At 40.6% G+C, this 26,635-nt stretch carries 21 protein-coding genes; 1 reads left to right on the plus strand and 20 read right to left on the minus strand.

The genetic code is table 11. The features are described from left to right. Nucleotides 1-41: 41 nt before the first annotated feature. The 14 genes from ACHFIZ_RS05170 to ACHFIZ_RS05235 all read right to left on the minus strand — a co-directional run bounded on the left by ACHFIZ_RS05170 (nt 42) and on the right by ACHFIZ_RS05235 (nt 15,667). Nucleotides 42-1,181 carry an efflux RND transporter periplasmic adaptor subunit gene (locus ACHFIZ_RS05170; RefSeq protein WP_410883539.1) on the minus strand — a complete coding sequence of 380 codons (1,140 nt, stop codon included), beginning with the start codon at nt 1,179-1,181 and terminating at the stop codon, nt 42-44. Between the two features lie 6 nt (nt 1,182-1,187). Next, entirely contained in the window at nt 1,188-2,534 is a 1,347-nt protein-coding gene (locus ACHFIZ_RS05175) for an efflux RND transporter periplasmic adaptor subunit (RefSeq protein WP_410883541.1), read from the minus strand. Beyond that, a complete protein-coding gene (locus ACHFIZ_RS05180) occupies nt 2,534-3,796 on the minus strand; it encodes a TolC family protein (protein WP_410883543.1) in 1,263 nt (420 codons plus the stop codon). Before ACHFIZ_RS05180 ends, ACHFIZ_RS05175 begins: the two co-directional genes overlap by 1 nt. Then, a complete protein-coding gene (locus ACHFIZ_RS05185) occupies nt 3,783-5,738 on the minus strand; it encodes an efflux RND transporter permease subunit (protein ID WP_410883545.1) in 1,956 nt (651 codons plus the stop codon). Before ACHFIZ_RS05185 ends, ACHFIZ_RS05180 begins: the two co-directional genes overlap by 14 nt. Continuing rightward, a complete protein-coding gene (locus ACHFIZ_RS05190; protein ID WP_410883547.1) occupies nt 5,735-7,042 on the minus strand; it encodes an efflux RND transporter permease subunit in 1,308 nt (435 codons plus the stop codon). The genes ACHFIZ_RS05185 and ACHFIZ_RS05190 overlap by 4 nt, the downstream gene beginning before the upstream one ends. A gap of 295 nt (nt 7,043-7,337) precedes the next feature. Continuing rightward, nucleotides 7,338-9,878 carry a multicopper oxidase domain-containing protein gene (locus tag ACHFIZ_RS05195; RefSeq protein WP_410883549.1) on the minus strand — a complete coding sequence of 847 codons (2,541 nt, stop codon included), beginning with the start codon at nt 9,876-9,878 and terminating at the stop codon, nt 7,338-7,340. A 10-nt stretch (nt 9,879-9,888) separates the two neighbouring features. After that, entirely contained in the window at nt 9,889-10,344 is a 456-nt protein-coding gene (locus tag ACHFIZ_RS05200) for a heme-binding domain-containing protein (RefSeq protein ID WP_410883551.1), read from the minus strand. A 3-nt stretch (nt 10,345-10,347) separates the two neighbouring features. Next, nucleotides 10,348-10,926, minus strand: a complete 579-nt coding sequence (locus ACHFIZ_RS05205) for a DUF3347 domain-containing protein (RefSeq protein WP_410883553.1) — start codon at nt 10,924-10,926, stop codon at nt 10,348-10,350. Between the two features lie 91 nt (nt 10,927-11,017). After that, complete coding sequence (locus ACHFIZ_RS05210; RefSeq protein WP_410883555.1) at nt 11,018-11,485, minus strand: DUF3347 domain-containing protein; 468 nt, start codon at nt 11,483-11,485, stop codon at nt 11,018-11,020. Between the two features lie 72 nt (nt 11,486-11,557). Next, nucleotides 11,558-12,016 carry a hypothetical protein gene (locus ACHFIZ_RS05215; RefSeq protein ID WP_410883557.1) on the minus strand — a complete coding sequence of 153 codons (459 nt, stop codon included), beginning with the start codon at nt 12,014-12,016 and terminating at the stop codon, nt 11,558-11,560. 146 nt (nt 12,017-12,162) lie between these two features. Continuing rightward, a complete protein-coding gene (locus ACHFIZ_RS05220) occupies nt 12,163-12,507 on the minus strand; it encodes a four-helix bundle copper-binding protein (RefSeq protein ID WP_410883559.1) in 345 nt (114 codons plus the stop codon). 22 nt (nt 12,508-12,529) lie between these two features. Beyond that, nucleotides 12,530-13,090 carry a helix-turn-helix domain-containing protein gene (locus ACHFIZ_RS05225; protein ID WP_410883561.1) on the minus strand — a complete coding sequence of 187 codons (561 nt, stop codon included), beginning with the start codon at nt 13,088-13,090 and terminating at the stop codon, nt 12,530-12,532. Nucleotides 13,091-13,200: 110 nt separating this feature from the next. Further along, nucleotides 13,201-13,413, minus strand: coding sequence for a heavy-metal-associated domain-containing protein (locus ACHFIZ_RS05230; protein ID WP_410883563.1), 213 nt, complete (start codon nt 13,411-13,413; stop codon nt 13,201-13,203). 13 nt (nt 13,414-13,426) lie between these two features. Next, entirely contained in the window at nt 13,427-15,667 is a 2,241-nt protein-coding gene (locus tag ACHFIZ_RS05235; RefSeq protein ID WP_410883565.1) for a heavy metal translocating P-type ATPase, read from the minus strand. Nucleotides 15,668-15,924: 257 nt separating this feature from the next. Between ACHFIZ_RS05235 and nhaA the strand changes: the two genes are divergently transcribed. Beyond that, nucleotides 15,925-17,247, plus strand: a complete 1,323-nt coding sequence (nhaA, locus tag ACHFIZ_RS05240; protein WP_410883567.1) for a Na+/H+ antiporter NhaA — start codon at nt 15,925-15,927, stop codon at nt 17,245-17,247. Nucleotides 17,248-17,284: 37 nt separating this feature from the next. Here the strand turns inward: nhaA and ACHFIZ_RS05245 are convergent, their stop codons facing one another. The 6 genes from ACHFIZ_RS05245 to ACHFIZ_RS05270 form a co-directional block, all read right to left on the minus strand. Continuing rightward, nucleotides 17,285-17,695 (minus strand): response regulator, encoded by a 411-nt coding sequence (locus ACHFIZ_RS05245; protein WP_410883569.1) that lies wholly within the window; start codon nt 17,693-17,695, stop codon nt 17,285-17,287. Beyond that, complete coding sequence (locus ACHFIZ_RS05250; RefSeq protein ID WP_410883571.1) at nt 17,692-20,391, minus strand: PAS domain S-box protein; 2,700 nt, start codon at nt 20,389-20,391, stop codon at nt 17,692-17,694. The genes ACHFIZ_RS05245 and ACHFIZ_RS05250 overlap by 4 nt, the downstream gene beginning before the upstream one ends. A gap of 216 nt (nt 20,392-20,607) precedes the next feature. After that, a complete protein-coding gene (locus ACHFIZ_RS05255) occupies nt 20,608-23,646 on the minus strand; it encodes an efflux RND transporter permease subunit (RefSeq protein WP_410883573.1) in 3,039 nt (1,012 codons plus the stop codon). After that, nucleotides 23,643-24,593 (minus strand): efflux RND transporter periplasmic adaptor subunit, encoded by a 951-nt coding sequence (locus tag ACHFIZ_RS05260; protein WP_410883575.1) that lies wholly within the window; start codon nt 24,591-24,593, stop codon nt 23,643-23,645. Before ACHFIZ_RS05260 ends, ACHFIZ_RS05255 begins: the two co-directional genes overlap by 4 nt. Before the next feature lies 1 nt (nt 24,594). Next, nucleotides 24,595-25,857, minus strand: coding sequence for a TolC family protein (locus tag ACHFIZ_RS05265; protein ID WP_410883577.1), 1,263 nt, complete (start codon nt 25,855-25,857; stop codon nt 24,595-24,597). Continuing rightward, entirely contained in the window at nt 25,844-26,590 is a 747-nt protein-coding gene (locus tag ACHFIZ_RS05270) for a phosphatase PAP2 family protein (RefSeq protein ID WP_410883579.1), read from the minus strand. Before ACHFIZ_RS05270 ends, ACHFIZ_RS05265 begins: the two co-directional genes overlap by 14 nt. Between the last annotated feature and the right edge of the window lie 45 nt (nt 26,591-26,635).

Consider the following 26,635-nt stretch of genomic DNA (forward strand, 5'->3'; position numbering starts at 1 on the left):
GGTTGTAAGTCATCATAGCTTGCGACAATCAATTTATCAGCTCACATTTTCATTCCGTCCATCGGGTTTGCGCCATTTTGGAAGATAAATTCACTGTTTATCAGGTATGCCCCCGTAAGCACTACAATATCGCCAGCTTTCAGTCCTGATTTTATTTCAATCAGGTTGCCTGTTTCCATACCTGTTTCAACCATTTTGCTTTTATAGGTATTTTTTCCTGTTTGTATCCAAACTGTAGCACCTTTCCCGTCCCGTATTACGGCATCAATAGGCAATGAAAGCATGGAATGTTGGCTATTTTTTAAAATTACGTATGCCACCATACCTGGCTTCAGCTTATTGTCAGGATTAGCTATATTTACTCTCAACAAATTAGTCCGTGTATTTGTTACCACTTCCGGGTTTACAAATTCAATTTTACCCGTAATTGATCTGTCGGAAACATCAGGTATCTCCACTTGAACTGCGGCATTTGTATTAATTTGCGATAACTGTGAGGTGTAAATTTGAGCTTCTGCCCATATAGAAGATAGATCAGACAGCTTCATTATTGTTCCTCCTTCCATTGTATAATCACCTTCAATCAATTCAAGGGTGTTTATGTAACCGCTAACAGCACTATAGAAAGGAGTAGTTGAAGTTGCCTTTCTGGTTTTTACCAGCTGGTTTATTTGTGATTTACTCATACCCCAGAGCAGCAATTTATATTGGGAGCTTGTTACAATTTGATTGAAATCAATAAGAGAATTATCCAACTTATTTTTTTGTTCCAAAGCCAAAATTAGTTCCTGTTTAGCATTATTGAGCTCTTCGCTGTATAAATCGTAGATTCTGTCGCCCTTTTTAACATAATCCCCTTCATTTTTAAAATAAAGCTTTTCGATTCTTCCCATCACCCTGGCACTAATGGAAGTAGTTTTAGTTTCGTCTACAGTTAAAGTTCCCGTTAAAACAATTCGGTCTCCTAGCATACCGCTTTTTATGGTATCTGTCTGGATGTTTGCCAATTGTATTTGCTGATCGCTTAATGTTAAACCTTTTTCATCAACTGGAAGATTTTTGTTACCTGAAGCCATATCCTTCATTCCTTCATGCCCGGCACTTTCTTTTAGCTCTCGATTCTTTTCGTCTTTACAGGAAAACAACAACAGTGTAATAATCAGTATCCAGATTGCTTTCATAACTTGCTAATTAACCTTAATAAAACTTTCACTATCCATTAAGTATGCTCCGTTTTTGGCCACACTGTCTGTGACCGCTAATCCGCTCAATATTTCTGTTTTTTGCTTAACAGCTAATCCAGTTTTTACCATGTGGGGCATAAATCCGGTACTTGCTCTTACAAAAACCACTTTATTCAATCCCAGAGATACAATGGATTCGGTAGGCAGCCAATCAGCAGTGTGTGAACCACTAAGAATGGTTGCTTTCACCTGACTTCCTATCGGAATATTTAGCTTAGAATTGTCAAAATATACCCTGACCGAAAGCGTTTTACTTCCGTTTCGGAAGAAAGGCTCAATAAAATTGATCTTTCCGCTGAAGGGCTTATCAGGGGCTGTTTCTGCAACTATCCTCACATTGTCGCCTTTCTTTACCGAACTTTGATTTTCCGCATAGATGTTTATCAATGCCCATACCAGGGTAGGGTTATAAACAGAAAAAATGCTTTGTCCTTTTTTAATGTACATGCCTTCTTTTAACGACAGTTCTTCTGTAACGCCACTCGCATCATTCATTCCGGCAGGGCTATTTTTTTGGTTAGTCATGCCGGAAGTTTCATGGATGTGTCCGCTGTATTTACTGTAGACAGCTACAGTAAAGGATGGTTTTTGAGTTTTAATTACCTGCCTCAGTTGCTGGCTGCTCATCCCTAGTAATACTAATTTTTCTTTTGCTGTCTTTATAAAACTGGTATTGCCTGCATCATTGCTTAAAAGAAACAACAAATTTTGCTGTGCGGTCAATAATTCTGGACTATAAAGATCCATTATTTTTTGACCGGCATTTACTTTTTGATAACGAAAGCGGACATAAAGCTTTTCTATACGGCCAGATACCCTTGCAGAAATAGCACCCACCTGCCGGGTGTCGTACGCTACAGACCCTAAAGCCTCTATCTCCATATCCTCAGTGCTTCTTTTCAGTGTTATCACAGGAATTGTTGAAATAACAAAACGATCGGTAGGTTTTAAGAGGGTCGTGAGATTTATACCTGAAATTTTCTTATCGCCGGTGGTTTTCTTTACCAAATCCATACTGCAAATGGGGCATTTGCCAGGCTGGTCGCGTATAATTTGAGGATGCATTGAACAGGTGTAAACTTCAATACCAGCCTCTTCATTGTGTTCATGTTGTGAATGCGCAACGGTATCCTGTTTGGTGTCTTCATGCTGCGAGTGGTTTGTTACTTTCTTTTCGCTACATGCACTAAAAAAAACGGCAACTAATAGTAGCAGGGAAAGTATTACCTGGTGTGTGTATATTCTGACGATAGACATCTTATTTACAATATGTTTTTGCTTTCGCCTCATTATGGGTTTCGGTTTTCGATGAGTTGATCAAGCTGCGCCTGCATTTGCAATAATTGCTGTACCTGATTCATGTACTCCAGTTGTGTCATGTTAAGCGTTTCCCAGGCATCAAAAAGCATAAACAGTTCTTCGGTATTTTGCCCATAGCCCAACTGCATGCTTTGGTAATTTTTACGCAAGGCCGGAATTATATTTTGTTCATACAGTTTTATCTGATTTTTCTTTAGTTCAAATTCAGTACGCATTCCGTAAGCCATACCACTGTATTCGTTCAGCATCATTTCTTTTTGAGCTTGCATTGCGCTGGCTTTCCATTTAAGGCTTTCAATATTTGCTTTGTTCATTTTAGCTGACCACCCGGCCATGGGCAGCTTCACCATTCCCATTAAAGAATATTGCATAGGTAAACCCCCGAAACCAAACATGTGCTCGTACCGAATGGCGAACTGAGGCTTCAAACTTTGCTTCTCGGTTTCCTGCTTTAGTAAGTTAACATTGATATTGCGGTCTATGGCTTTCAGATCGCTTCGATTGGCATTAAATAGTGTACTGTCGAACACTAAGTCGGAATAATCTTTCAGAACGTAGCTTGTATCAATATCAAAATCGATCATCGCATTTCTACCCATCAAAGCATTAATACGGATGCGATTAGATTTGATTTCGTTTTTAAACATCAGCTGCATGTTATTGATATTGCCTAAGGCCGCTTTGGCTTTGTAATAGGCACTCATTTTCTCCATCCCGTTTTTATACCGTATCTCTGCGTTTTTAATCATGAAATCTAAAAGCTTTTCGTTTTTATTAACGATATCTAATTTCTTTTTCAGGATGATCCAGTCGTAATAAAACTCTTTGGCATTATTTACCAAATCGTTTAATGAGGCGTTTTTATTTTCTTTTTCTACGGATGACATGGCTTCCATATAAGCCGCATCAGCATTTTGCTTCTTTCTGTTAGGAAGCATTTGCTGTCCACCTATCATATACTGTCCCATCCCGGTGCCTCCCATATCTCCTTTTTTCCAAAGCCTGGTGTTGTATGGAACCATCCATAATCCGGTGGTTACCTCTGGCGGCATCCAGCTTTTTGCACCCTTGGCGGCTTCATCCATTGAACGGATTTCATTGTTGTACATCTTTACAACAGGATGCGAATGTGTGATGCTGTCAATAATAGCATCCAGTTTCAGGGTCTGCGCATTACCGGCAGAAGCGGTAGTTACTGCAAAAAGGAATATGACAATTTTATTCTTTAACATCGATGAGTTTAATTTTGCCTTTGTGTTTTAATTCATGTTCTTTTACCATTTCAAAAACTACCGGCGTTACAAACAATACATAAACAATGGCGGTTAATGTCCCCCCTATCAATGGAATAGTAATCGGAAGCATTACATCGCTCCCGGTACCTGTTGCCCATAATATGGGAATAAGGCCAAACAGGGATACAGAAACGGTCATTACCACTGGACGTAATCGTTTAGTAGCCCCCTCAATAATATAATTCCGTATATCTTCGGGTTCAATAGTTTCCTTGGAGTTGCCTTTGTCTTTTACTAATTTCTGCATTGCTTCGTTTAAGTAAATGGTTAGTATCATCACCGTCTCTATAGCCATACCAAATAGTGCGATAAAACCGACCGCTACCGCTACAGATAAATTTACGCCGTAGAAATAGACCATATAAACACCGCCGATTAATGCGAAAGGAACGGTAATCATACTTATTAAAGCTTCTTTCACGGAGTGATAGGTAAAATACAAAACCATAAAAATGATAACCAAAACAATGGGTATTACAATTTTCAAGGTCTTGTTTGCCCTTATCTGATTTTCCCATTGACCGCTCCAATCGATAAAATATCCTTTCGGCATCTGCTTCAGCATCGTATTCAATTTCTGCTGGGCTTCGGTAACGGTGCTGCCCAAATCTCTGTCGCGGACGTTGAATAAAACGGTGCCCCGAAGCAAAGCATTTTCAGAATTGATCATTGGCGGCCCGTTGGTAATTTTTACATCGGCAACAGCTTCTAAAGGAACAGGGCCGAAACCCATCGTTTGCACCTGTAGCCGCTTTAAATCCTGAATATTATTTCTAAAATCTTGACCAAATCGTGCATTCACAGAAAAACGTCGTCGTCCTTCAACCGTTGTGGTTAATTGCATACCGCCCAAGGCAATTTCAACTACTGCATTTACATCATCCACACTTAAACCGTATCGACCTATCTCCTCACGTTTTATAATAATATCAATGTATTTTCCACCTGTTATCGGTTCTACGTACAAATCTTTTACGCCGGGTATTCCTACCAATGCTTTTTTTAATTTTTGGGAAAAGGCATAAATAGTGTCCAGGTTTTGCCCGTATACTTTTAAACCGACATCGGTACGGATACCGGTAGAAAGCATGTTGATACGGTTGATAATGGGCTGCGTCCAGCCATTGGTAACACCGGGTATCTGTAGTTTGGCGTTGAGTTCGTTAATGATTTTATTCTTTGTAAAACCTTTTCGCCATTCGCTTTTAGGTTTAAGCATGATAATAGTTTCCACCATGCTGATCGGCGAATTGTCGGTAGCGGTATACGCCCTGCCTGCTTTACCTAAAACATTATGTACTTCGGGCACGGTTTTGATAAGCCTATCCTGGAGTTGCAATAGTCGCTTTATCTCACTGTTAGAAACATCCGGCATGGTGATCGGCATAAAAAGAATGGAGCCTTCATCCAATGGAGGCATAAATTCTGAGCCAATTTTAGTCATCATAAATACTCCCGCAGCCAGTGCAACAATATTAACTGCGATAATAGTTTTTCGCCAGTTAAGGCAAAACTCTAAAGCGGGCCGGTAAATTTTCTCAAGTAACCTAGTCACCGGATTTTTTGCATCTGGTCGAAGCCTGCCTTTTAATATAAATGAAATTAACACGGGGGTTAGTGTGATGGCTAAAAAGGCATCTACCAGTAAAATGAATGTTTTTGTCCAGGCTAATGGGCTAAATAATTTGCCTTCCATACCCGTCAATAGAAAAACCGGCAGAAAGGAAGCAACTACAATAATAGTAGAAAAAAACACGCCCGGCCCAACCTGCTTAGAGGAACGTTCGATAATTACTAGCTTATCTGCGGAGGTAAGCGGGTCTTTTTTACTGATGAACAAATCTTTAAAGTAAACCCATATCATTTTTCTCTTTGTCATTTGCTGTCTATGTTTTTGTCTTCGGGGAGAGCAGCATCTGCGGCTTCCTGCGCATCAGAAATATGCCGGTACGAATTTTCAACCATCACAATGCTGTCGTCCACTACTACTCCTATGGCCAGCGCTATACCAGTAAGCGACATGATGTTGGAAGAAATACCGAATGCCTGTAATAATATAAACCCGATTGCTACAGAAATAGGAAGTTGGATAAGAATGATTAAGGCACTACGCCAGTGAAAAAGAAAAAGAATGACCACAATAGATACGGTGATCAACTCTTCGATCAACGTTCCTCTTACAGATTCAATGGCCTCCTCAATTAGTACACTCCGGTCATAATCATAATGAAAAGTTACGCCTTCGGGCAAACCTTTCTGTACTTCTTTTATTTTTTGTTTGACAGCCTGTATCACGTTATTGGCATTTTCACCGTAACGCATCACTACAATTCCGCCCACTGCTTCTCCTTCGCCGTTCCGGTCAAATATCCCTAACCGTAAATCGCCACCCATTTGTACACGGGCTATGTCTTTTACCCTTACGGGGATGCCATTATTATTTGTTATCGCAATACTTTCCAGATCTTCTTTACTCTTTACATACCCCAATCCACGGATAATGTATGCCATATCGGCCATCTCAAATTTCCTACCACCAACATCATTATTGTTGGCTTTTACCTTATTCATTACATCCATTAATGAAACCTTGTAATACTGTAGTTTGATCGGGTCAACCACGAGTTGGTATTGCTTTTCAAAACCGCCAAACGAGGCAACTTCGGCAACGCCATTTACGGTTTGCAGGGCAAATTTGATGTACCAATCCTGCAAAGCCCGCTGCTCGCCCAAATCCATATCTTTAGCTTTAAGCGTGTACCAGAATATATGTCCTACACCAGTTCCGTCTGGCCCTAGAGAAGGGGTTATTCCTTGCGGTAAAAGCCGCTGGGCATAATTAAGTCTTTCCAATACCCTTGTTCTTGCCCAGTAAACATCTACGTCATCATTAAAAATAATGTACACAAAGCTCATCCCGAACATGGAGGTTGCCCTTATATTTTTGATCTTGGGAATGCCTTGCAAATTGGAAACTAGCGGATAAGTTACCTGATCTTCGATTACCTGCGGACTGCGACCCATCCATTCAGTAAAAACTATTACCTGATTTTCGCTTAGGTCGGGTATAGCATCAATTGGATTTTGCTTGATGCTGTAAATACCCCAGGCAAACAATACTCCGGATATTAGCAATACCACAAAACGGTTTCGAAGTGATACAGAAATGAGTTTTTCGATCATATGATGAAGTACTTTAGCGCTAAATGAATTCGCTTATTTTATTTTTTTAGCCTTTTCCTTTATCGCTAAACAATGGGCGGCACACGCATGGAGCTTATAGTTTTTGTGTACCGTCCCCATATTTGGTAGAAAGTGCCAGTGTTAGGATAAGTAGATAGTTTATTTTTTTCATGATTTCTTTTTTTATTCAATCAAAGATCCTAAATCATAGGTATTGCCATGTGACAGCCATTGTGTTAGGTAGTGATCTTAGTCATATACTTGCAGAAAAAGGACCAACATTTAAACTGTAAGTTTAATAAGTGATTGTAACCCCTGCCCCATAACCCATATCACTATCGTAATGCGTTGAGAAAGAGAAGTATTTGGTAACAATATATCTCAATCCTCCCATATACTCCCTATCGGTATTGGCCATAAAGTTCATTCGTAACCGGCTGGTCAAGGGAACATCCTCTCGCTTAAGCTGAAAACGTAATTTGCCTTTGCTATCAAGCCTAACTTCGGCATTTACGAGCATTGGGAGTATGTACTGAACCCCTATCACAGCAGCCTTCCGGTTCTTTTGGTTACTGAGCTGACCGAATAAATTGTTTTCTCTTCCATTGTTTATACTGTTGTAGTGATAATCAAAACCAATAAAGGGAAACAGCCATTGCATCCTGCCGATGTACCGGCCAAAATAGGTTTCGCTTTCAGTGCCATGATCTGCCTTTAAGCCAACTCTCCACTCTGTGGAAAAGCGGTAGCGGGTATTGGCCAGCATAAATTCACCATCGCTTCCGTTACTTTCCAGCCCAACTGTGGCCATTGGATGATATGCCCTGTCATCAGAATTTAATCCGCGCTTAGCAACTTTAGGGTCGGTAATATCAGTTTTATCAACAAGGGCGTTCTCATAACTAAAAACCCTGCCCATGCCACTCATCATATGGTACAAAATATGGCAATGGAAGAACCAATCGCCACCCGCTTCATTAGCGGCGAATTCAATAGTATCCCGTTCCATCGGCATGATGTCAAGCACATTTTTCATAGGTGCGTTTTCGCCTTGCTCGTTGAGTACCCTAAAATCGTGCCCATGCAGGTGCATTGGATGGCGCATCATGCTATTGTTGAACATGATAATCCTTACATTCTCCCCCTTTTTGATGAGGATATTGTCGCTTTCGGAAACGGTCTTATTGTCCAGAGTCCAAACATAGCGGTTCATATTTCCCGTCAGGTCGAATTTTAATTCTTTCCAGGGTCCTTTAGGCAGCGTAGTTTTCTTGGGGTCACGGAGCATATTGTAATTAAGGGTTATAATATCCGTGCTTTCGGCAGCCATATTCATTCCCGCCATGCTTTTATCATTAGGCATTTGCATGCCAGGCATATCGGTTTTTTTGTTGTCAGCTTTTGTGTTTTTCGAGCCTGTTATCTCAGGGTACATGACCGTGTTCATATCCATGATCTGATTCTGCATTTTCATGCCTTCCATCTCAATCATATTGCCCTGCATATCCATCATCTCATTCATCATTTTCATCCCGGCAAAGTATTTCAACTTAGGCATCTTCCCGGCCGGCACCTTTTCTCCCTTCCCTAACCATAAAGAAGCAGATTTAGTACGGTCTTCGGGAGTTACCAAGAATTCGTAGCTTTTATTTTCAGGAATAGTCACCACCACATCGTAGGTTTCGGATACAGCTATGATCAACCTGTCTACTTCTACCGGTTCCACATCATTTCCGTCTGTAGCTACCACGGTGATCTTACCGCCAGCATATTTCAACCAGAAATAATCCGACGCGCCACCATTAGCTATACGCAATCTTACCTTATCGCCAGCTTTAAATTGTGGCTGCTCGTTTTGGTTTTTACCATTAATCAGAAATGCATCATAGAAGACATCACTCACATCCATAGCATTCATGCGCTTCCACTCATTATTAACTTTAGTTTTGAAATGACCTGTTTTGATCGCTTCGGCATAACTTTGGGTAGTACCCTTTTGTATAGCGAACCAATCTGTCGCATTCTTTAGACTTCGGTGAACTTCTTCAGGTTTCATGTCGGTCCATTCACTTAATACTATTGGGATGGTTGGTATGTCCCATTCCTTTCTTTTATTCATAATGAAAGCACCGTACATTCCAATCTGTTCCTGCAACCCACTATGACTGTGGTACCAGTGTGTTCCATGCTGAACGATAGGAAACTTATAGATGTAGGTACTGTGTGGCTTTATTGGCATCTGCGTAAGAAATGGAACACCATCCATCCTGTTTGGTAAAAATAATCCATGCCAGTGCAAGGACGTTTCTTCATCGAGGTTATTGTGTACATAAATTAACGCCGTGTCGCCTTCGGTAAAGGTTAGTGTAGGCATTGGAATTTGCCCATTTACGGCAATTGCCCGTTTTGATTTATTTCCATAAGTCACAGTCGTATCGGCTATGTAAAGATCGTAACGAACAGTACGAGGCGCTGCACTACTTGTAATGGTTTTGATCGGACCTAAATTTGTTTTTGCCTTTTTGATATTTTCCATCGTTGGATTGTCATCTCCCATCTGCATCCCCTCCATGTTGTCCGTCTTTTTAGACTTTTCTTTCATTGGCATGTCCATACCATCATGCTTGATGGGGGATGGCTTAGGAGTTTCCTTCACCAGTTTCATTCCGCATTTAGGACAGTTACCAGGTTTGGAAGCATGAATTTCCGGATGCATTGGACAGGTGTAGGTTACAGGTTGCTGCTTCGCTTGGCCAGGCATTTTATGACCCTCATGCTGTGCAGAAGCGAACACATAGAGACCCATGAATAAGATATATAATATTAGTTTTTTCATTTTATTTATTTTATAAAAGACTGTATCTCATTTGTTCCACCCAATTGGTTACTAGGTCTCGTTCAGTTTGGGAGAGTTTTGCACTCCTGTGGATTAATGTGTACGAGCTTAATGGCATAGTTTCATCTTTAATGCTGTTACCAATTGATTTTAGTTTGCTTTGCTGTATACGCCTAGAGTAACTGCCAAACTCATTAAAATTCAGTTCTTGTTTTCCTTTTTTAATGTGTGAGGCCAAAAGCCAGCCTCCCGGCTGTAACATGGCATACCAGGGATATCGGGTATTGTTACTGTGGCAGTCATAACAGGAATTTTTCAATATTCCATTTATCTTTTCTGGAACGGGGAAAACCCTCGTTATATCCATTCGGGACGCCTGCCTGCTTTTATTGCGTGTGGGCTGAATGAACTGTATAGTAATAAGAACCAGTAACAGAAACATAAATCCCTTTGTTACCCAGCTCATGACTTAGTTCAATTCTTCTTTAACACTTCCACAGTTAAGCATTGCTTTACCCAAATAAGGGTTTTGTATATCCTTAGTTTCACTAATCCAATTACCCCCTTTACCACCATTGTACATCGGGCAGTTAACATAATAAAGCTTTTGGCCAGTTTTGTCTCCGGCCTTAACCAATTCATAAATCTCCGGGCTGAGCATTTCGAAATGCTCCCGCTGGTGATTTATATTTCCGGCATTGGAACCGATATGTTCCGCGTGTTCTTTGGCATCATCAGAAATATCCTTAAATACTTTGGATTGCTGAGCGGTCAAGGAAGCTTGATCTACATTACCTATTGCCTTCACCAGGTTATTCCCACTTTCTGCGGCATCCTTATCGTTGTCGTTAGCTAATGCATTTTTTAATTGTAGGTATGCAGAGATAACTTCTTTGGTCGAAGCTGTGCTAATGCCTGCTTCAGTATGCGCAACCTCAGTTTTAGCGCTATCAATTCCGCCAACGGAATTATTGGTTGTCTTTGAACCGTTATTGCAGGCTGTGAATAAAAGAATGGACACAGCCATGCTCAATATTGTGAGTTTCATATTGTTTTTTTTAAAATATTAAATTAATTAATACTTGTAGAATTTATTAAAGCCCTAAGCGAAATACTTAGGGCTCTTGAAATGGCAAGAATTACTTTATAGTTTCTACTACCTTCCCGCAAGTCAGCATAGAGCTGCCGTAATACGGGTTTTTAACTACTTTCTCACTGCTTAGCCAATTGCTCTTTTTCATGGGGCAATACATTTGATAAACAGGTTCGGTGGATAGTTTTGATCCTTTAGCAAGGACGATCATGGCAGTCGAAAGACCGGCAAAATGTTCACGCTGACTATTAAGATCTTTGCTTCCGGCAATCTTTCCTGCATGTTCAAGCAGTTTGTCGCGGTTAGTAGCACTCAGTGTCTTGGTATCTGCGCCGTTAAGGGCTTTTACCAGCTCTCCGGCTTTCGAGGCGGCAAGCTTTGCGTTTCCGCCTACTAAGGCATCTTTGACATTGTAATATAAGGGAAGCAAGGCAGATCCTTGAACTTGTTGTGCAAATCCGATTTGTGTAAAGGCAGTCGCCATGATAGCAACCATTAAAAATATCTTTTTCATAATATTGATTTTAAAAGTTAAATAATTATTATTCCGAATAGTCACCTACCCGATCAAACTTAAAACTCTAAATCAAATCTGAAAACTTTGAATGGCTATACGTACATCTGGGACGGGTGCTCGGAAGTGCCGGACGAAATACACATTAGGAGTGTTTACCGGAAATCTTTTTAACCCGCCTATAGGATATGTCGTAACTGGCAGATTAAAAACAGAAATGGTTAGCAAACTGTAGTCGAAATTGCGCTGGGCCACTTTTTCAGCATTTGTGATTCTAGCCACTTCATCTTTACAGCAATCGTCTTTCGATCCTTTGGAAGAATGATGATCGGATGTAGCTTTATCATGCCTATGAGGCTCCATATGCTTATGTGCATGGTGGCTATCAAAAGTTCCATTATCTTCCTGGTGATGATCAGAATTAAACCCCATGTTGACACCAACAGCACAAGCAAATCCAACTAGGGTATTCAAAAGGAACACTGTAGTTAAAAATGCAGCTTTAAACTGTGTGGATCTACGGATTTTCATTTGAGATAAAAGTAAACTATTATTTTTAATTACATTCTAATATCTAAATATAGCCGAATGCCTGTTCCAAAACTTACATAATTTTGTAAAAAACATACAAAATTCATGCCTACCCGAAACCAGTAGACTAGAATTTTCCAGCTTATTTAGGCGGCTGTTGCTATTTGCTCACAGGCCTCAGCACATTTACGGCAAGCTTCAGCACATTCTTTGCAATGTTGGATGCCCATTTGTCCATGCTTTTCACATTCTTCAGCGCAAGCGCTACAAACATCAGCGCAAACTCTGCACAAATGAGCACTGTATTCGCTTCCCAAACTCATGAGTTCTGTAGCTGAGCGGCAGATCGCCGCACATTCCAGGTCTAATTGAATACATCGGACCATCATTTTTACATTTTCTTCTTTTAAACATTCGGTAGCACAGTGGCTACAGGCTACTGCACATGCTACACAGGCATCAATGCAATCTTGAAATCTTTGATGTGACATAATCTTTTGTTTATAAATAGTTTTATACTTTGTCAAGTGGTTTACGACTGTTATTCTCTAATGCTTTAAATTCTCTGGGCGACTGGCCGGTAACTGCCTTAAACTGGTTGGATAGATGGGAACTGCTGCTATATCCCATTTTCCAGGCAATTTCGTTCAGATTTAGTTCACCGTATTGAAGCAGTTCTTTTACTTTTTCAATTTTTTGCTGAATGATGAACTTTTCAATGGTAAGATCCTCCTTGTCGGAAAATAACCTACTTAGATAGCTATAATCTTTATTAAGCCGCTCTGACAGAACCTGGCTAAAGATAACGTGTTCTGGTAGATCTGAATGATGCACCAATTCAATAATGATGTTGCGGATACGCTCAATAAGCTTATCCTTGTCTTTATCAATCAGTTCAAAACCGAGTACCTTAAGGGAAGCAGCAATTTCACTCAGTTTGTTTTCCGAAGGTTCCGGATCTACAAGTGCTGTGCCTAGAGAAATCTCGGAGACCTGCATATCGAGGTGTTCCAATTGTTGGCGTACAACAGTAATACACCGGTCGCAAACCATATTTTTTATATGTAATAACATTGTTTAAAATCAAGTTAAAATAAAAAAAAAGCCAGGGGGATTAATTTTTTGCAAGGTTTCCTCATCATTCTAGATGGCTTAACAACAGGTGAAATCCAATTTTGTTCTGATTAGACTTTTTCTGCTTTGTAACCAGCTTTTGCAAGTGTATCGATCACTTTCTGCTCATCTATTCCTGCTGTGCCCTCAACGGTCAATATCTTATCCGGATTTTGCGTATCAACTTCCCATTTTTCGATATCAGAAAGCTTATTTAAATGAGGGGTAACGGCAGCTATACATCCGCCGCATTTGATATTTGTTTTGAATTTTAGTGTTTCCATGATTTGTTATTATTTAATTTGATAATAATTGAGAAAATTTAAGACGGAGACTGTTACTAACCACTGATACCGAGCTTAAGGCCATTGCCGCTCCGGCAATCATTGGGTTTAATAAGAACCCGTTTATTGGATACAAAATACCAGCAGCAATTGGAATACCGATCAGGTTATAAATGAATGCCCAGAACAAGTTTTGACGGATGGTTCGAACCGTTAGCTTGGATAAGCGCAGGGCTTTGGGCACCTGCATCAGGTCGGAAGACACCAATGTGATTTTGGCTACGTCAATGGCGATATCGGACCCTTTACCCATAGCAATGGAAACGTCGGCCTGTGCCAATGCCTGGCTGTCGTTGATACCATCACCGATCATAGCTACAACCTTACCTTGCAATTGTAGTTGCTTTACAAATTCTGCCTTATCTGTTGGAAGTACCTCAGCCTTGAAATTAGTGATACCAGCTTGGGCAGCTACCGCAGCAGCCGTCTGTTGATTATCTCCGGTAAGCATATAAACTACTATTCCCTGGCTTTTTAATTCATTTACAGCATTTGCAGAATTTTCTTTGATCTGGTCTGTTATCGCCACAATAGCCAGTACATTGGTTTGATCAGTAAAATAGATGACCGTCTTTGCCTGTTCTTGCAGGGCAAGTACCTGTTGCTTTAAATCCCCGGGAACATCGATCTGCTGATCCGTTAATATCTTATGGCTTCCCGCCCGATAGGTCTGTCCTTCGTAAACTGCCTGCACGCCTTTTCCAGTCAGGCTTTCAAACATGGTTAGCTCCGCAGAACTACCATTTTCTTGTTTCAGGTAACGGGTAATGGCTTCTGCAAGGGGATGTTCGGATTGCTGCTCCAAGGCAAAAAATATTTTCGAAAGTTTTTGCTTGTCCTGTTTTAATCCCTGTTGCCAGATCAGATCCGTTACTTCGGGTTTGCCTTTAGTTAGGGTTCCTGTTTTATCTAGAACAACGGCATTGACTTTATAACCCAGTTCCAATGCTTCTGCGTCTTTGATCAGAATGCCGCTTTCTGCGCCCTTGCCAATACCAACCATGATTGCGGTAGGTGTGGCCAGACCCAGTGCACAAGGACAGGCGATTACCAGTACGGTTACCATTGCGATCATTCCCTGCGTAAAAGCATTCTCACCGCCAGTCAGCACCCAGATCAATAAGGTGAGCAGGGCAATGCCGATGACCACAGGCACAAATATCCCGGCGATCTTATCCACCAGTTTCTGCACTGGAGCCTTAGATCCCTGCGCATCCTGAACCATTTGGATGATCTGCGCTAGCATGGTTTCCCCGCCTACTTTCTCGGCGATAAAACGAAAGCTACCTTTTTGATTGATCGTTCCCGCAAAAACTTTGTCGCCCTTATTTTTGGCTACTGCCACAGGCTCGCCGGAAATCATACTTTCATCAACATACGAACTGCCCTGGTAAACCTCCCCGTCTACGGGTATTTTTTCACCCGAACGCACCATGATTTTATCGCCGATATGCACATCAGAAAGAGGCGTCTCTTTTTCGCCGCTTTCGGTAACGATAAGTACTGTCTTAGGTTGCAACCCTATCAATTTTTTAATGGCAGACGAAGTGTTGGACTTCGCCCGTTCTTCTAGTAGCTTTCCGAGCATGATAAAAACAATCACAACTGCAGCAGCTTCAAAATAAACATGTGAATGCAGCCCCCTGAGATGCCAGAATTCGGGATTTAATGTATTAAATACGCTGAACAGGTAGGCAATACCTGTGCTTAAGGCAACCAGCGTATCCATGTTTGCTCTACCATGACGGGCCTGTTTAAAGGCACCGATAAAAAAGTTATTTCCAAACACAAACAATACAGGGGTGGTCAGTCCCCACATATAATAGTTTGCATTGGGGATATTCATAAAAAACATCCCTATTACAACAATAGGCAGTGTCAACAACGCTGCTGCTATCATTCGGGCTTTCAATGCCTGGTAATTGCTGCGCTGTACTTCTTCCTGTTTTTCTTTCCCGCTCTCTGTGTCTAGTATAAGATCATAGCCTATGGCCTGAACGGCTTTTTGAAAAGCAGATGGAAGAACCTGGTCAGGGTGGTAAGAAACTTTCAGGGACTGGGTCGCGTAGTTTACTTCTGCCCTGTCTACGCCGGGTTGTGAACCGATTATGCTTTCTACGCTGACTGCGCAGGCTGCGCATGACATCCCCAAAACGGGTAGCGACAGGGTTTCTATATTTTCTGATGATGTCATCTCTCTTGTATTTATCTTATACAAAAGTAGGCTTTAGCAGGGCGGATATTTTACATGATTTTGGGAAAAAGTTATACTATTCCGTCAGAAATTTGGAGTATCAGACTTACAGATTTTACAATCTAAATTTTGAAGTTACCAAAGGGCATTTACGCTCCTCTTTTAAGTTATATTTGCTATCAGCGTAAGAATAAAAATGCTTGGTGGATTACCTACCTATTTTCTTAAATTTATTACCTGAACAAAGTCCGATACCAATGAACAAAAAATCCCCGATAGAAAAAATCATCGCCCCGGTAAGCAGGTTCATACATTTAGAGTACACCAGTGGAATTGTTTTGCTGATTAGTGTCATTGCCGCCATCATCTGGGCCAATTCTGCCTGGCGTGAAATGTACCATCACATTTGGGAGATTAACTTCTCTATAGGCTTTAATACTAATGTGCTTAGTCATCCTCTGCACATCTGGATTAACGATGGGCTGATGGCAATTTTCTTTTTTGTAATCGGACTAGAGCTCAAAAGAGAATTTATGAATGGCGAGCTCTCCTCCTTCAAAAAAGCATCGTTACCAATGAGTGCGGCCTTTGGCGGGATGATCGTTCCAGCGCTGATTTACTTTGTAATTAATAAGGGCACCGATGCCGATCATGGCTGGGGTATTCCCATGGCCACTGACATTGCTTTTGCACTGGCTTTACTCTCTGTGGCTGGCAGGCATATCCCCTCTTCCATAAAAGTATTTCTGTCTGCCCTTGCCGTAGCTGATGACCTGGGCGCAGTACTGGTGATTGCATTTTTTTACACTGCTGATGTTAATTTTACTGCTTTGGGCATTGCCGGAGCTTTTCTGCTGGTATTGATTGTAGGAAATCGCCTAGGAATAAGAAGCAGCATGTTCTATTTAATAATTGGATTCGGAGTATGGATTGGTTTCCTGCTCTCAGGAGTACACGCCACGATTGCGGGTGTTCTGGTTGCTTTTACCATTCCTGCAGTCACCAAAATTAACGAAGTTGTATATTCGAGTAATCTCAAAAAACTTACCGATGAATTCGAAAAAGAAATACCAAGCAATAGCACGCTAACAACACCACAACAGCACAAAACGATACAGCACGTAAAAAAATTGAGCATGGAGGCCGAAACTCCTTTACAAAAGATTGAGCATGCGCTTCACCCCTGGGTGGCTTTTGGCATTATGCCCCTGTTTGCCTTAGCCAATTCCGGAATCGTGATTGGTTCTGATTTCCTGACCTCAGTGATCAACCCGGTTTCCATCGGCGTTACGGCAGGGTTAGTACTGGGTAAATTTATTGGTATCCTGTTTTTCACTTGGCTAATGGTAAAAACAGGAATGGGTATCCTGCCAGAAGGCGCCAATTGGAGGCACATCACAGGTGTTGCCTTGCTTGGAGGAATCGGTTTTACCATGTCATTGTTCATTAGTGGACTGGCCTTCAAAAATCCAGAATTTGTAAACCAGGCTAAATACGGGATTCTGATCGCTTCCATACTAGCAGGCTTATTAGGCACTTTAGTTCTAAAAGGCGGACTAAAAAAGAGTAATATTGAATGAATTGTTAAATGAACTGTTCTTCCTGATATAAAGTCGCTTATGATAATCTCAACTCAGTCTCCAAAACTTCCTGGAACTGTGACTTTGATATGGGCTTGATCAGATATCCTTTTAATTTGGGATAAGTTAGAAATTTATCACGGTCATATTTACTGTCGGAAGAAGTGGAAATGTAGATTGTAATCAATTCCTTCTTAAAGGTATTAGTGGTGAATTCGTCCAGAAATTGCCATCCATCCATGTAGGGCATATTTAAGTCCAGAAACACGAGATCCGGCAACATCGCTTCTTCATCCTTATGCGCTAAAAAGTATTGAATAGCAACTTCCCCATCAGAAAATTCAATTAAATTTTCTACCAAATTGGTAGCCTCTACAATCTTTCTGGTTGAAAACTGAAAAAACCTGTCATCATCAATAACACTAACTAAAGCGATCTTCTTAATCATAAAATAATTTTAAACTCTGTCCCAACGTTTGGCTCGCTTTTAACTGTTATGTTACCTCCAAATGTTTCTATTTGATTCTTCGTCATAAACAGCCCAACCCCTTTACTATCAAACCCCCGGTGAAATACTTTATTTAATTTAAACATATTGTTCCCATGCCTTTTTAAATCTATACCGAGGCCATTATCCATAAAGGTTAGCTCGGTGCGGCCATGACTCATTTTGGACGTAATAGTAATTTCAGGCGGCACATCTGGCCTTGCATACTTCAGTGAATTGCTAATCATATTGTAAAAAATGCTTTCCAAATAAATCTTAGGATAGCTAATCTTTGCACTCTCAAAATAGTGCGAAATAACTGCTCCTTTTAAAAAGATTTCACCTTTCAGCATGTTTTCTACACCTTTCAATATAGTAGCTGAGTCGCATTCCTCGAAAGAGATATCCTTATTTAATCTTATTTCTAAAACCTGCATGAGTTCCTCAAGCGTTTGGTTGAGGCTTAAACTTGATTGCTTTAACATCGACAACAATTCTACCCGTTCGGTTTCTATATCTGTGGTTTCGAGCATGGTGATTATCATACCCATACTTCCCGCGGGACCCCGGAGATTGTGTGCGACTATTAGATTATAATCTTCAAAATGGCCGATCTTACGTTCCAAATCAAGAGCTCTTTTGTATTCGTCAATATCGGTGCAGGAGCCAAACCATTTTATCACCTCACCCTTTTCATTTTTCATCGGATGTGCACGGCCTAAGTGCCAACGATAGAAACCATCTGAAGCCCTTTTGAATCGATATTCGACATTATATGGATTTCCTGTTTCGAGAGATTCTGTCCAGGCCTTAACACAATCATTCAAATCTTCCGGGTGCAACACCCGTTCCCATCCCCAACCTTGAGTTTGTTCTAAAGTCATTCCTGTATAGTCAAACCAATGTTGATTGTAATAATCTATATGTCCATCAGGTTGAGATGTCCATATAATCAGCGGAATTGAATTTGCTAGAAACTTGAACTCTTGTATTTTTTGGATGGTTTGATCCTGTAGCTCAACAATTGCGATCTTTTCCTTAAGCATATTATTCAATTCTTCCTTTGTAGCAATCGATGCTTGTAAAGAAAGTTGAAGAAGCTTATAATCATCTATATTTTGAAACGTTCCGAACAGCCGTTTACAAATACCATCCATAAATTCCGCATTACCAATCGCTCGTACCCAAATCTCTTTACCATTCGCGTCTATCAATTGTAATTCTTCATCCCAACTGACACCTTCACTAATTGCTTTATTCAGCACCTTGGTAACGGTATCTCGGCTTTTCCCCTCTTTATAAAAATTAATGCTCGATGCAAGTTCTGGTTGATAGTTCAATTCCACCCCGTGAATATCCTTGGTTATCGAAGTCCATCTTATTTTCTGCGATTGAACATCAAACTCCCATCCACCAACCCTTGCCACTTTATTGGTTTGTTCCAATATTTCCTTTAGGTGTTCCAGTTTTTTTTCAAGAAAATGCCGCTGGGTAATATCTATAGCATTTCCGATAACATAAACCTTATTTTCAAGAATGTTATTGAATAACCATATCATGGTTGATCCGTCCTTATGCTTGGTCAACATTTGACCTTTAGAATAGCCTTGTTCTATAATTTCAGATAAGTAGGATTTTAATTGAGTTTGAAGATTTTCAGGGACGATATCGACAAGATTAAGCTTTAAAAGCTCTTCTGTACTGTAACCTAATATCGCCGCCCCGGCACTGTTAACAGATAAAAAATTACCGTCTAGATCATGAGTACACATTAAACCTTGAGAATTCTCAAAAAACACCCGAAGTTTGTTTTCACTATCTTTCAGTTGCTGCTCCCTTAACTTTTCTAAAGAAATATCGCGCCCAATACAAAATAACTCACCGTTGGATTTGTCCAGGGTTATTCTCCATTGTATAGTTTTATATGCTCCCGACTTTGTCCTAACCCCATAAACTGGAAAAATCTGGTCATTTCCATCAGCAAATTGATGTAGATCATTTTCGACAGTTTGTCGATCATCTAAGTGAACGAGGTTTATTAAGCAGGTTGATAAGAGAAAAGCTTTGTCCCAGCCCAAAACTTTTTCAAAAGCAGGATTTATTTTTTTAAAGCAGCCCTCGGCGTCTGAAATGCAGATGAGGTCATCCGATAAAGTAAATAAGCGGTCAAAGTGTTTGAGCTCTTGTTTTTTTCTACGTTCGATAATTAGCGTTATAACTTCTTTTGCCAATATAGCTAACGCTTCTTTTTGATTTGTGTTCAGCGACCTGGGTTTTCGGTCGATTACGCATAGGGTCCCTAAAGCATAACCATTATCATCAATTAATGGGCACCCGGCATAAAACCGGATATCAGGGCGACCGGTCACTAAAATATTGTTTTTAAACCGTTCGTCTTTTGAGGCATCTTCCACCTCTAGTATGCCGCTACCGGCGATAGCATACAGGCAAAAAGCTAGTTCTTTAGGCGTTTCTTTCACCTCAAGTCCCAGTTTTGATTTGAACCATTGTCTTTCTTCGTCGATAAGCGAGATCAGCGAAATTGGCATATCGCAAATTAGTGACGCAAGTTTAGTGACCCGGTCAAAATCCTCTTCAGGGCTGGAATCTAGTATAGCATAATTATGAAGGGCTTTTAACCGTTCGGCTTCCATCATTTCGTTTTTCGATATTCAACCGCAATAAAAATTCTGTGGCACTAATATGAATAAAATTATTTTTAGTATTAAGTTTATTTCTGACAATTAAAACACCTTCATTTTCTTTTACTCTTTTAACAGATTTAATCCGCTTCCAAATGGGACAAAAGAAAAATGTAAGAATTCTGAATTTAACTTTAAAGGATTGAAACCCATTTCTCCAAAATCTTAGCCTTATGCAGCTGAAATGTTATTAGTTTTATACCAAAGGTTGATCATACTAGGCAACACAATTAACAATAATGGTATAGCTACTACAAACCCTCCAATTACTGCGATGGCAAGTGGTTGGTGCAACTGTGCTCCGGCGCCTATTCCTAAGGCGAGCGGGAACAACGCGATGATTGCGCCAAGAGCGGTCATCAGTTTTGGCCTCAGCCTGGTGGAGATCGCATAGGTAATGGCTTGATCTACGTCCTTATCATGCGATGAAGCCCTGAACTGCAGGAAGGTGAATATGGCATTCTCCGCAATAATTCCCACAATCATGATCAGGCCAGTGTAACTTCCCACATTCAGCGGTGTTCCGGTGAAAAATAAAGCTAGATAGCTTCCTGATATGCCAAGTACTGATATTAGGAGAATTAAAAGTGCAATTCTGAAATCTTTAAACAAAAATAGTATGACACTGAACACCAGTAGACTTGAAGCAATCAGAATCGTTAATAGCTCCTTAAATGATTGCTGCTGTTCCCCATAAGCACCACCGTATTCTATATTATATCCCGGAGGCAGACTGATTTTAGCTGATATCTGTTGCTGCACATCGTTCATCACACTTCCTAAATCTCGGTTGTCCAGCCTACTGGTGATGACGCCGATGGACTGTAGGTTTTCACGCTGTACTTGCGCACTCCCACCCTTCATGATAATTTTAGCAAGCCCTGCTATTGGAATAACTTTACCATTGGGCGAAAAAATTTTCAGGTTTTGAATACTTGCGGTTTCAAAGTTTGAACTGCCTGGGTATACCAATCTAATGGGAGATAAATATTTATCGTATAAGTTGCCTGTGACGTTACCTTGCATTGCGGTTTGCACTTGAAACTGGAAACTTGCGGGTGTAATGCCATACCTGGCCATGGCAGAAAAATCAGGCAGAATTTCCATTGTTGGTCCTGAGCGCACAATGCCATCAAACACATCTGCAGTACCTTTAATTCCAGTAAGAATTGAAGCTATTTTTCTGGATAGTTCCTGCAGTTTCAACTCATCATTACCAAATACTTTTACTTCTATGGGCTGCGTTGAGCTCATCAAATCTCCAAGCATGTCCCCAATCACCTGCCCAAAATCCACCTTTAAAGACGGCTGGGAGCTCTCAATAATTTTACGAATTTCAGAGATCACTTGTTCTGTTGTTTTGGTTCGTTTTACTTTGAGTTGAATCAAGTAGTCTCCGGTATTTGGTTCAGTGATGAAAAAGCCCATTTGGGTTCCTGTTCTCCTGGAATAGGCTTGTACTTCAGGGATTTTTACTATATCATTTTCTACCTCTTTTAGAATCCTATCCGTTTCCTCAAGGGAAGTTCCTGGCGGGCTACTATAATCAATTACAATACTACCTTCATCCATTTCTGGTAAAAAGCCTGTCTTCAATCTGGGAAAAATTAAAATAATAGACATAGTTAGCACCAGAATCATACCAATGCTAATGTATGGTCGATGAAGAAAATATCCAACCCAGGATTGATTCTGCACATGCTGAACTTGTCGTTTTCCTGTTTGGGAAGCAATAGCTGCGTGCTTTGTGAGTAATAGGTAAACGACAGGAAGACCAATCCAGGTAACTAAAAATGAGCAAATTAGGGTAATAATCATGGTATTGGTCATCACCTGAAAATAGGAACCTGCCACCCCAGTCATTAGTACAAATGGAACAAAAATCACAATGGTACTTATGGAACTACCAAGCATTGCGGGAAATAGGTAATCAATTGCCTTTTTTAATAGGCTGGTCGTCGGTTCTTCCGGGTGCTCTTCGTGCGTCCGGTGGATTTGTTCCGCCACCACAATAGCATCATCAATAATCAACCCCATTGCTGCGGCTATTGCTCCGAGGGTCATGATATTTAAGGAATATCCTACTGAATAAAGCACAATAATCGTTAGGCAAAGCGTGATTGGGATAACGATCAGGATGGTTGCGCTCGCCTTTAAAGACCTTAAAAAAATGATCGCCACAATAATGGCCAATGCAAGCCCAACTAACAAGCTGTCACTCACACTCTTTATGGATTCATTTACAAAATCTGCCTGCAGGTAATAGGGTTTAATAGCTACCCCGGATGGCAGTATTTTTCTCAGCTGCGCAATCTTTGTCGACATCTCTTTCGATAAGTCGATCAGATTGGAATTGGGTTGCTTGATAACGGCTACAAGAATTCCATCTTTTCCGTTCGCATTAATTTTGGTGTACTCCAAACCCTCCCTGATCTTAACATTAGCAATGTCTTTGATAGTTAGTATCCGGTTGCTATTTTTGCCAACAACCAGGTTCTCCAGTTCTGTCTTTGTTTTCACAGTAGCGTCAGTAACAGATAAGTAAAGGTGGCTGTAATCCGAAAGATAACCATTGGATCTGATAAAATTAGTTTGACCAATCGCGGTATTTATCTGCTCAGGAGAAACTTTTAAAGCCATCATGTTTGCTAAATCCAGTTCCAACCAATATTCCTTTGTCTTACCACCGATGATCCTAATTTCGGATACACCATCTACTTGCGATAAGAAAGGCTTGACAATAGTGGTGGCAATTTGCTTAAGTTCAATTGCAGATTTACTTTTACTTTCCAGGCTGTACCCGCTTACCGGAAGTATGGATGGGTTCATCTTTTCCACAGATATGTTCAACCCTGTAGGCAAGCTAGCACTAATTTTTGCGATCTGAGCTTCGATGCGTTGCTGGCTTAAATCAATATCTGCACCAGGACTCATATAGGCAGAAATTTCTGCGCTTCCACGGCTAGTCGTACTACGTATTAATCTCAGATCCGGAACTTTCTTCACGACATTCTCTAGTGGACGAGTAATAGTCAGCACCATTTTATCCACAGGCTGTAATTCCGCTTCGACTATAATTTTGATTTTTGGAAAAGTGATCTCTGGAAAAAGTGATGTTTTCAATTGTTGGAAACTGTAAACCCCAGCTGCAACTAATAGCACCAGTAAAATAAGCAAAGGGTTTTTATAGGCAACAAAAAAGTTCTTCATGGTTTGAAGCCTTTAACAATTTTGACCCTTGCTGTATCAGGAATACCATAATTTCCTACCACTATGATGCGGTCATTTTTATTAAATATCGGACTAATGACCTCAACTCTTTGACCATAGGATATTCCTTTGATAACTGGTATTTTAATAGCAGTCGAATCATTTATCAACTTCATTACCCAAAACTTATCCTCAGTTTCGTTAGCTAGAACTGTAGATTTTGGAAGCGTTTGAGCAGCTGGCTTAAAGTTTTTCACCAGTTGAACTTTTGCAACCAGGCCTTCTGGAATAACAGCATTACCATCCACAATAATGATCAGGCGTTTAGTTTGAGCCAGGGAATCAACCGAGGGCAGTGTATTGCCAATGGTGCCATTGATCTGCAACCCGTCAGGTAAAGTTATCTTTACTCTTTTATTCATTTGAATCATCCCATTAAGTTCATAGGGGAGATCAAGCAAAAAAATCAAACTGCTTTGATTGGTGATCACTGCCATTGGTTCCCCGTCTTGAACATAGTCTCCCGTTTGATGGTTTACTACAGTAACAAAACCAGTTTGATCTGCTCTCAAGGAGGATATGCCAGAAAATTTCAAAGAAGGATCAAGGTCATTTATCCCATTACCGATGGCCCGGGCTTCTTTAGTTATCAGACGAAAAAGCAACATACCCGAACTAACATGCTGACCAACACTGGCATTAACAGACTGCACATAACCGTTGATCCCTGCCTTGATATAGCTTTTACGAGGATAAGACGATACCGCAGTAAGCTCAATATATTCCGAAAGTGGAGCAATTTGAGTGGTTGTTACCTCAACGGGTGTTACAACTACTGAACTAATCTCGTCTGCCGGATCCGCAGCTGGAGAGCAATAGATATTCAGCATCAACATGGCGAGAAATACTAATTTACATGCTTTATTATTCAATGGGTCGTTTGTCATGTTATCTATTCCAGTAATTAAGTTGACCGATCAGTTTCCAGCGATTGATGTTATTTTGTTTCAATAAATTTTGTGCAGACAGGTAATTGCTGATAGCAATGATAAAGTCTGCAATTTTTACATTGCCGGTATGGAGTAATTTGGCATCAACGGAAATTAGTCCACGAATTAATTGAATTTGACTCCGAATCTGCTGAGATATGTCCGAAGTAGCAACTATTTGTTGTTTCAGCTGGCTTAACTGCTGCTGCTGCTGCAGGGAAAAGAACCTGTGATATTGTGCCGTAGTTTCTAATTGAAGGTTGATCTGATCATGTCGCATTTTACGCTGACCTCCATCGTAAAGTGGTAAAGCGAGTGTAAACCCTAAACTTGTTCCGAAATTTTTATAGGGCTGCAACATCAGTGAGGAATTGTATCCACCATTGACATAGATGGTTGCCTTAGGCTTATAATAATCCAGGTCTAGAGCCTTACTTTCATTTACAGCCTTTAAACTGTCGATTTTAAACCTGGTATTAAAAAAACTATTTACGGGCATTAGTGCCATACTATCTTTTAACAGCGGTTCTGTAAGAAGCACTATTTTAGTATCTAGAATTCCTGAGAGGTAATTCAAACTAAACAAATCATTTTCGTATTGTGTCTCTGCTTGTTTTAAAGAAAGCTGCTGTTGTTTAAAAGTAACAGAAAATGTGAGGTATTCCACCTGGGTGTATACGTTGGACCTTGTCAAAGACTTTAATACCTTTTCTTCTTCGGATAGCAACTTAAACACTTCTTTGTTAAAGGCTACCTGCTGCTGACTCGAATAAGCCGTAATGTACTGTTCAACGATTGCCCTTTGTAAGTCAAGAACGGATAATTTGTTGGCATAGTTGATTGAGTCGCGCTGCAAACGTATTGCTTGAAACTGGTTCGATCTCCTGGCTTTTCCTGTGATAGTATAATTCAGCGTAAGCAGGGCATCCAAATTCTGTCCATTGGTAATAACCTCGTCAAACCCATATCCGTGTATCCTGGGCGCATAGACAGCACTTGAACTGGCAATGAGTTGTGGTCCAAGTCCTGCAACAAGCCTCAGACTGTCGATTTCTGCTATTCTGAGTTGATTGGTATAGTCCTTAAGAAGTGGACTAGCCTTCAACCCTTTGTCTATAAAATAATCCAATGTTTTCTCTGGTAGGGTTTGTTGCGCTATTGCCGGTAAATTCAAAGCCCAAAGAAGGAATATGACAAATAATTTAAATTTAAAATGCCCCATTTAAAGAAAATCCAAAATGATTACCCTGATAAGTGGGCATCAAGTTATAATTCATATTACCCTTGCCTACCACAAGCCGTTTCAGCTTAGGGTAAATAATGTATGCAAGTTTTGTGGATAGGATTCCAAACCCGGCGCCAGCGACAACGTCGCTTAGCCAATGCCTATTGTTGTACATTCTAAAAATCCCAGTTGCTGTTGCCACCGTGTAGCCTGCATACCCATACCAGGGCGATAAGTCCTTATATTCTTGATTCAAAAATTCAGCAGTAGCGAAAGCGTTGGCTGTGTGTCCGGAGGGAAAGGAATTGAAGCCAGAATGATCAGGCCGCTCACGATTGGTGATAGTTTTTAGTACATGTACTGTTCCGTTCATAATAACTTCAGATACAAGAAAAAAACCAGTGGCATCCCCCAAATTGTGCCTTCCCTTGATGCCTGCCAGATTCAGCCCATATACTGCAACAGCAGGAACAAATTGAAGATAATCGTCGACATGGGAAGCAAATAATGGATGGTCTTCCTGGAGTTCCTCTTTGGTGGTCCTGTCTAACTCCCGGATTACATTGTTTCCTGCCAGGGATACCGCACCATATCCTATTAGTGCAGCTGGAATAATAAAAGACGAGACCTTGGGATGAAAGGCGGCGGTATCCTTTACCTGAGCCCTAGTGGGGGCAATGATTGACAAATAAGACCCAATAAGGCAGAACCAAAACAATTTACGATACATAATAGTAATTTTGATCAAAACTTTTGTAAACTACGTAGAAAATCT

Origin of the sequence: Pedobacter sp. JCM 36344 (assembly GCF_046546555.1) — a bacterium.
GTDB lineage: Bacteria > Bacteroidota > Bacteroidia > Sphingobacteriales > Sphingobacteriaceae > Pedobacter.

Bases quoted from the DNA above. Each gene is read 5' to 3' on its own strand.
- ACHFIZ_RS05170 (WP_410883539.1), bottom strand. From the start codon at position 1,181: ATGAAAGCAATCTGGATACTGATTATTACACTGTTGTTGTTTTCCTGT.
- ACHFIZ_RS05175 (WP_410883541.1), bottom strand. From the start codon at position 2,534: ATGAGGCGAAAGCAAAAACATATTGTAAATAAGATGTCTATCGTCAGA.
- ACHFIZ_RS05180 (WP_410883543.1), bottom strand. From the start codon at position 3,796: ATGTTAAAGAATAAAATTGTCATATTCCTTTTTGCAGTAACTACCGCT.
- ACHFIZ_RS05185 (WP_410883545.1), bottom strand. From the start codon at position 5,738: ATGACAAAGAGAAAAATGATATGGGTTTACTTTAAAGATTTGTTCATC.
- ACHFIZ_RS05190 (WP_410883547.1), bottom strand. From the start codon at position 7,042: ATGATCGAAAAACTCATTTCTGTATCACTTCGAAACCGTTTTGTGGTA.
- ACHFIZ_RS05195 (WP_410883549.1), bottom strand. From the start codon at position 9,878: ATGAAAAAACTAATATTATATATCTTATTCATGGGTCTCTATGTGTTC.
- ACHFIZ_RS05200 (WP_410883551.1), bottom strand. From the start codon at position 10,344: ATGAGCTGGGTAACAAAGGGATTTATGTTTCTGTTACTGGTTCTTATT.
- ACHFIZ_RS05205 (WP_410883553.1), bottom strand. From the start codon at position 10,926: ATGAAACTCACAATATTGAGCATGGCTGTGTCCATTCTTTTATTCACA.
- ACHFIZ_RS05210 (WP_410883555.1), bottom strand. From the start codon at position 11,485: ATGAAAAAGATATTTTTAATGGTTGCTATCATGGCGACTGCCTTTACA.
- ACHFIZ_RS05215 (WP_410883557.1), bottom strand. From the start codon at position 12,016: ATGAAAATCCGTAGATCCACACAGTTTAAAGCTGCATTTTTAACTACA.
- ACHFIZ_RS05220 (WP_410883559.1), bottom strand. From the start codon at position 12,507: ATGTCACATCAAAGATTTCAAGATTGCATTGATGCCTGTGTAGCATGT.
- ACHFIZ_RS05225 (WP_410883561.1), bottom strand. From the start codon at position 13,090: ATGTTATTACATATAAAAAATATGGTTTGCGACCGGTGTATTACTGTT.
- ACHFIZ_RS05230 (WP_410883563.1), bottom strand. From the start codon at position 13,413: ATGGAAACACTAAAATTCAAAACAAATATCAAATGCGGCGGATGTATA.
- ACHFIZ_RS05235 (WP_410883565.1), bottom strand. From the start codon at position 15,667: ATGACATCATCAGAAAATATAGAAACCCTGTCGCTACCCGTTTTGGGG.
- nhaA (WP_410883567.1), top strand. From the start codon at position 15,925: ATGAACAAAAAATCCCCGATAGAAAAAATCATCGCCCCGGTAAGCAGG.
- ACHFIZ_RS05245 (WP_410883569.1), bottom strand. From the start codon at position 17,695: ATGATTAAGAAGATCGCTTTAGTTAGTGTTATTGATGATGACAGGTTT.
- ACHFIZ_RS05250 (WP_410883571.1), bottom strand. From the start codon at position 20,391: ATGATGGAAGCCGAACGGTTAAAAGCCCTTCATAATTATGCTATACTA.
- ACHFIZ_RS05255 (WP_410883573.1), bottom strand. From the start codon at position 23,646: ATGAAGAACTTTTTTGTTGCCTATAAAAACCCTTTGCTTATTTTACTG.
- ACHFIZ_RS05260 (WP_410883575.1), bottom strand. From the start codon at position 24,593: ATGACAAACGACCCATTGAATAATAAAGCATGTAAATTAGTATTTCTC.
- ACHFIZ_RS05265 (WP_410883577.1), bottom strand. From the start codon at position 25,857: ATGGGGCATTTTAAATTTAAATTATTTGTCATATTCCTTCTTTGGGCT.
- ACHFIZ_RS05270 (WP_410883579.1), bottom strand. From the start codon at position 26,590: ATGTATCGTAAATTGTTTTGGTTCTGCCTTATTGGGTCTTATTTGTCA.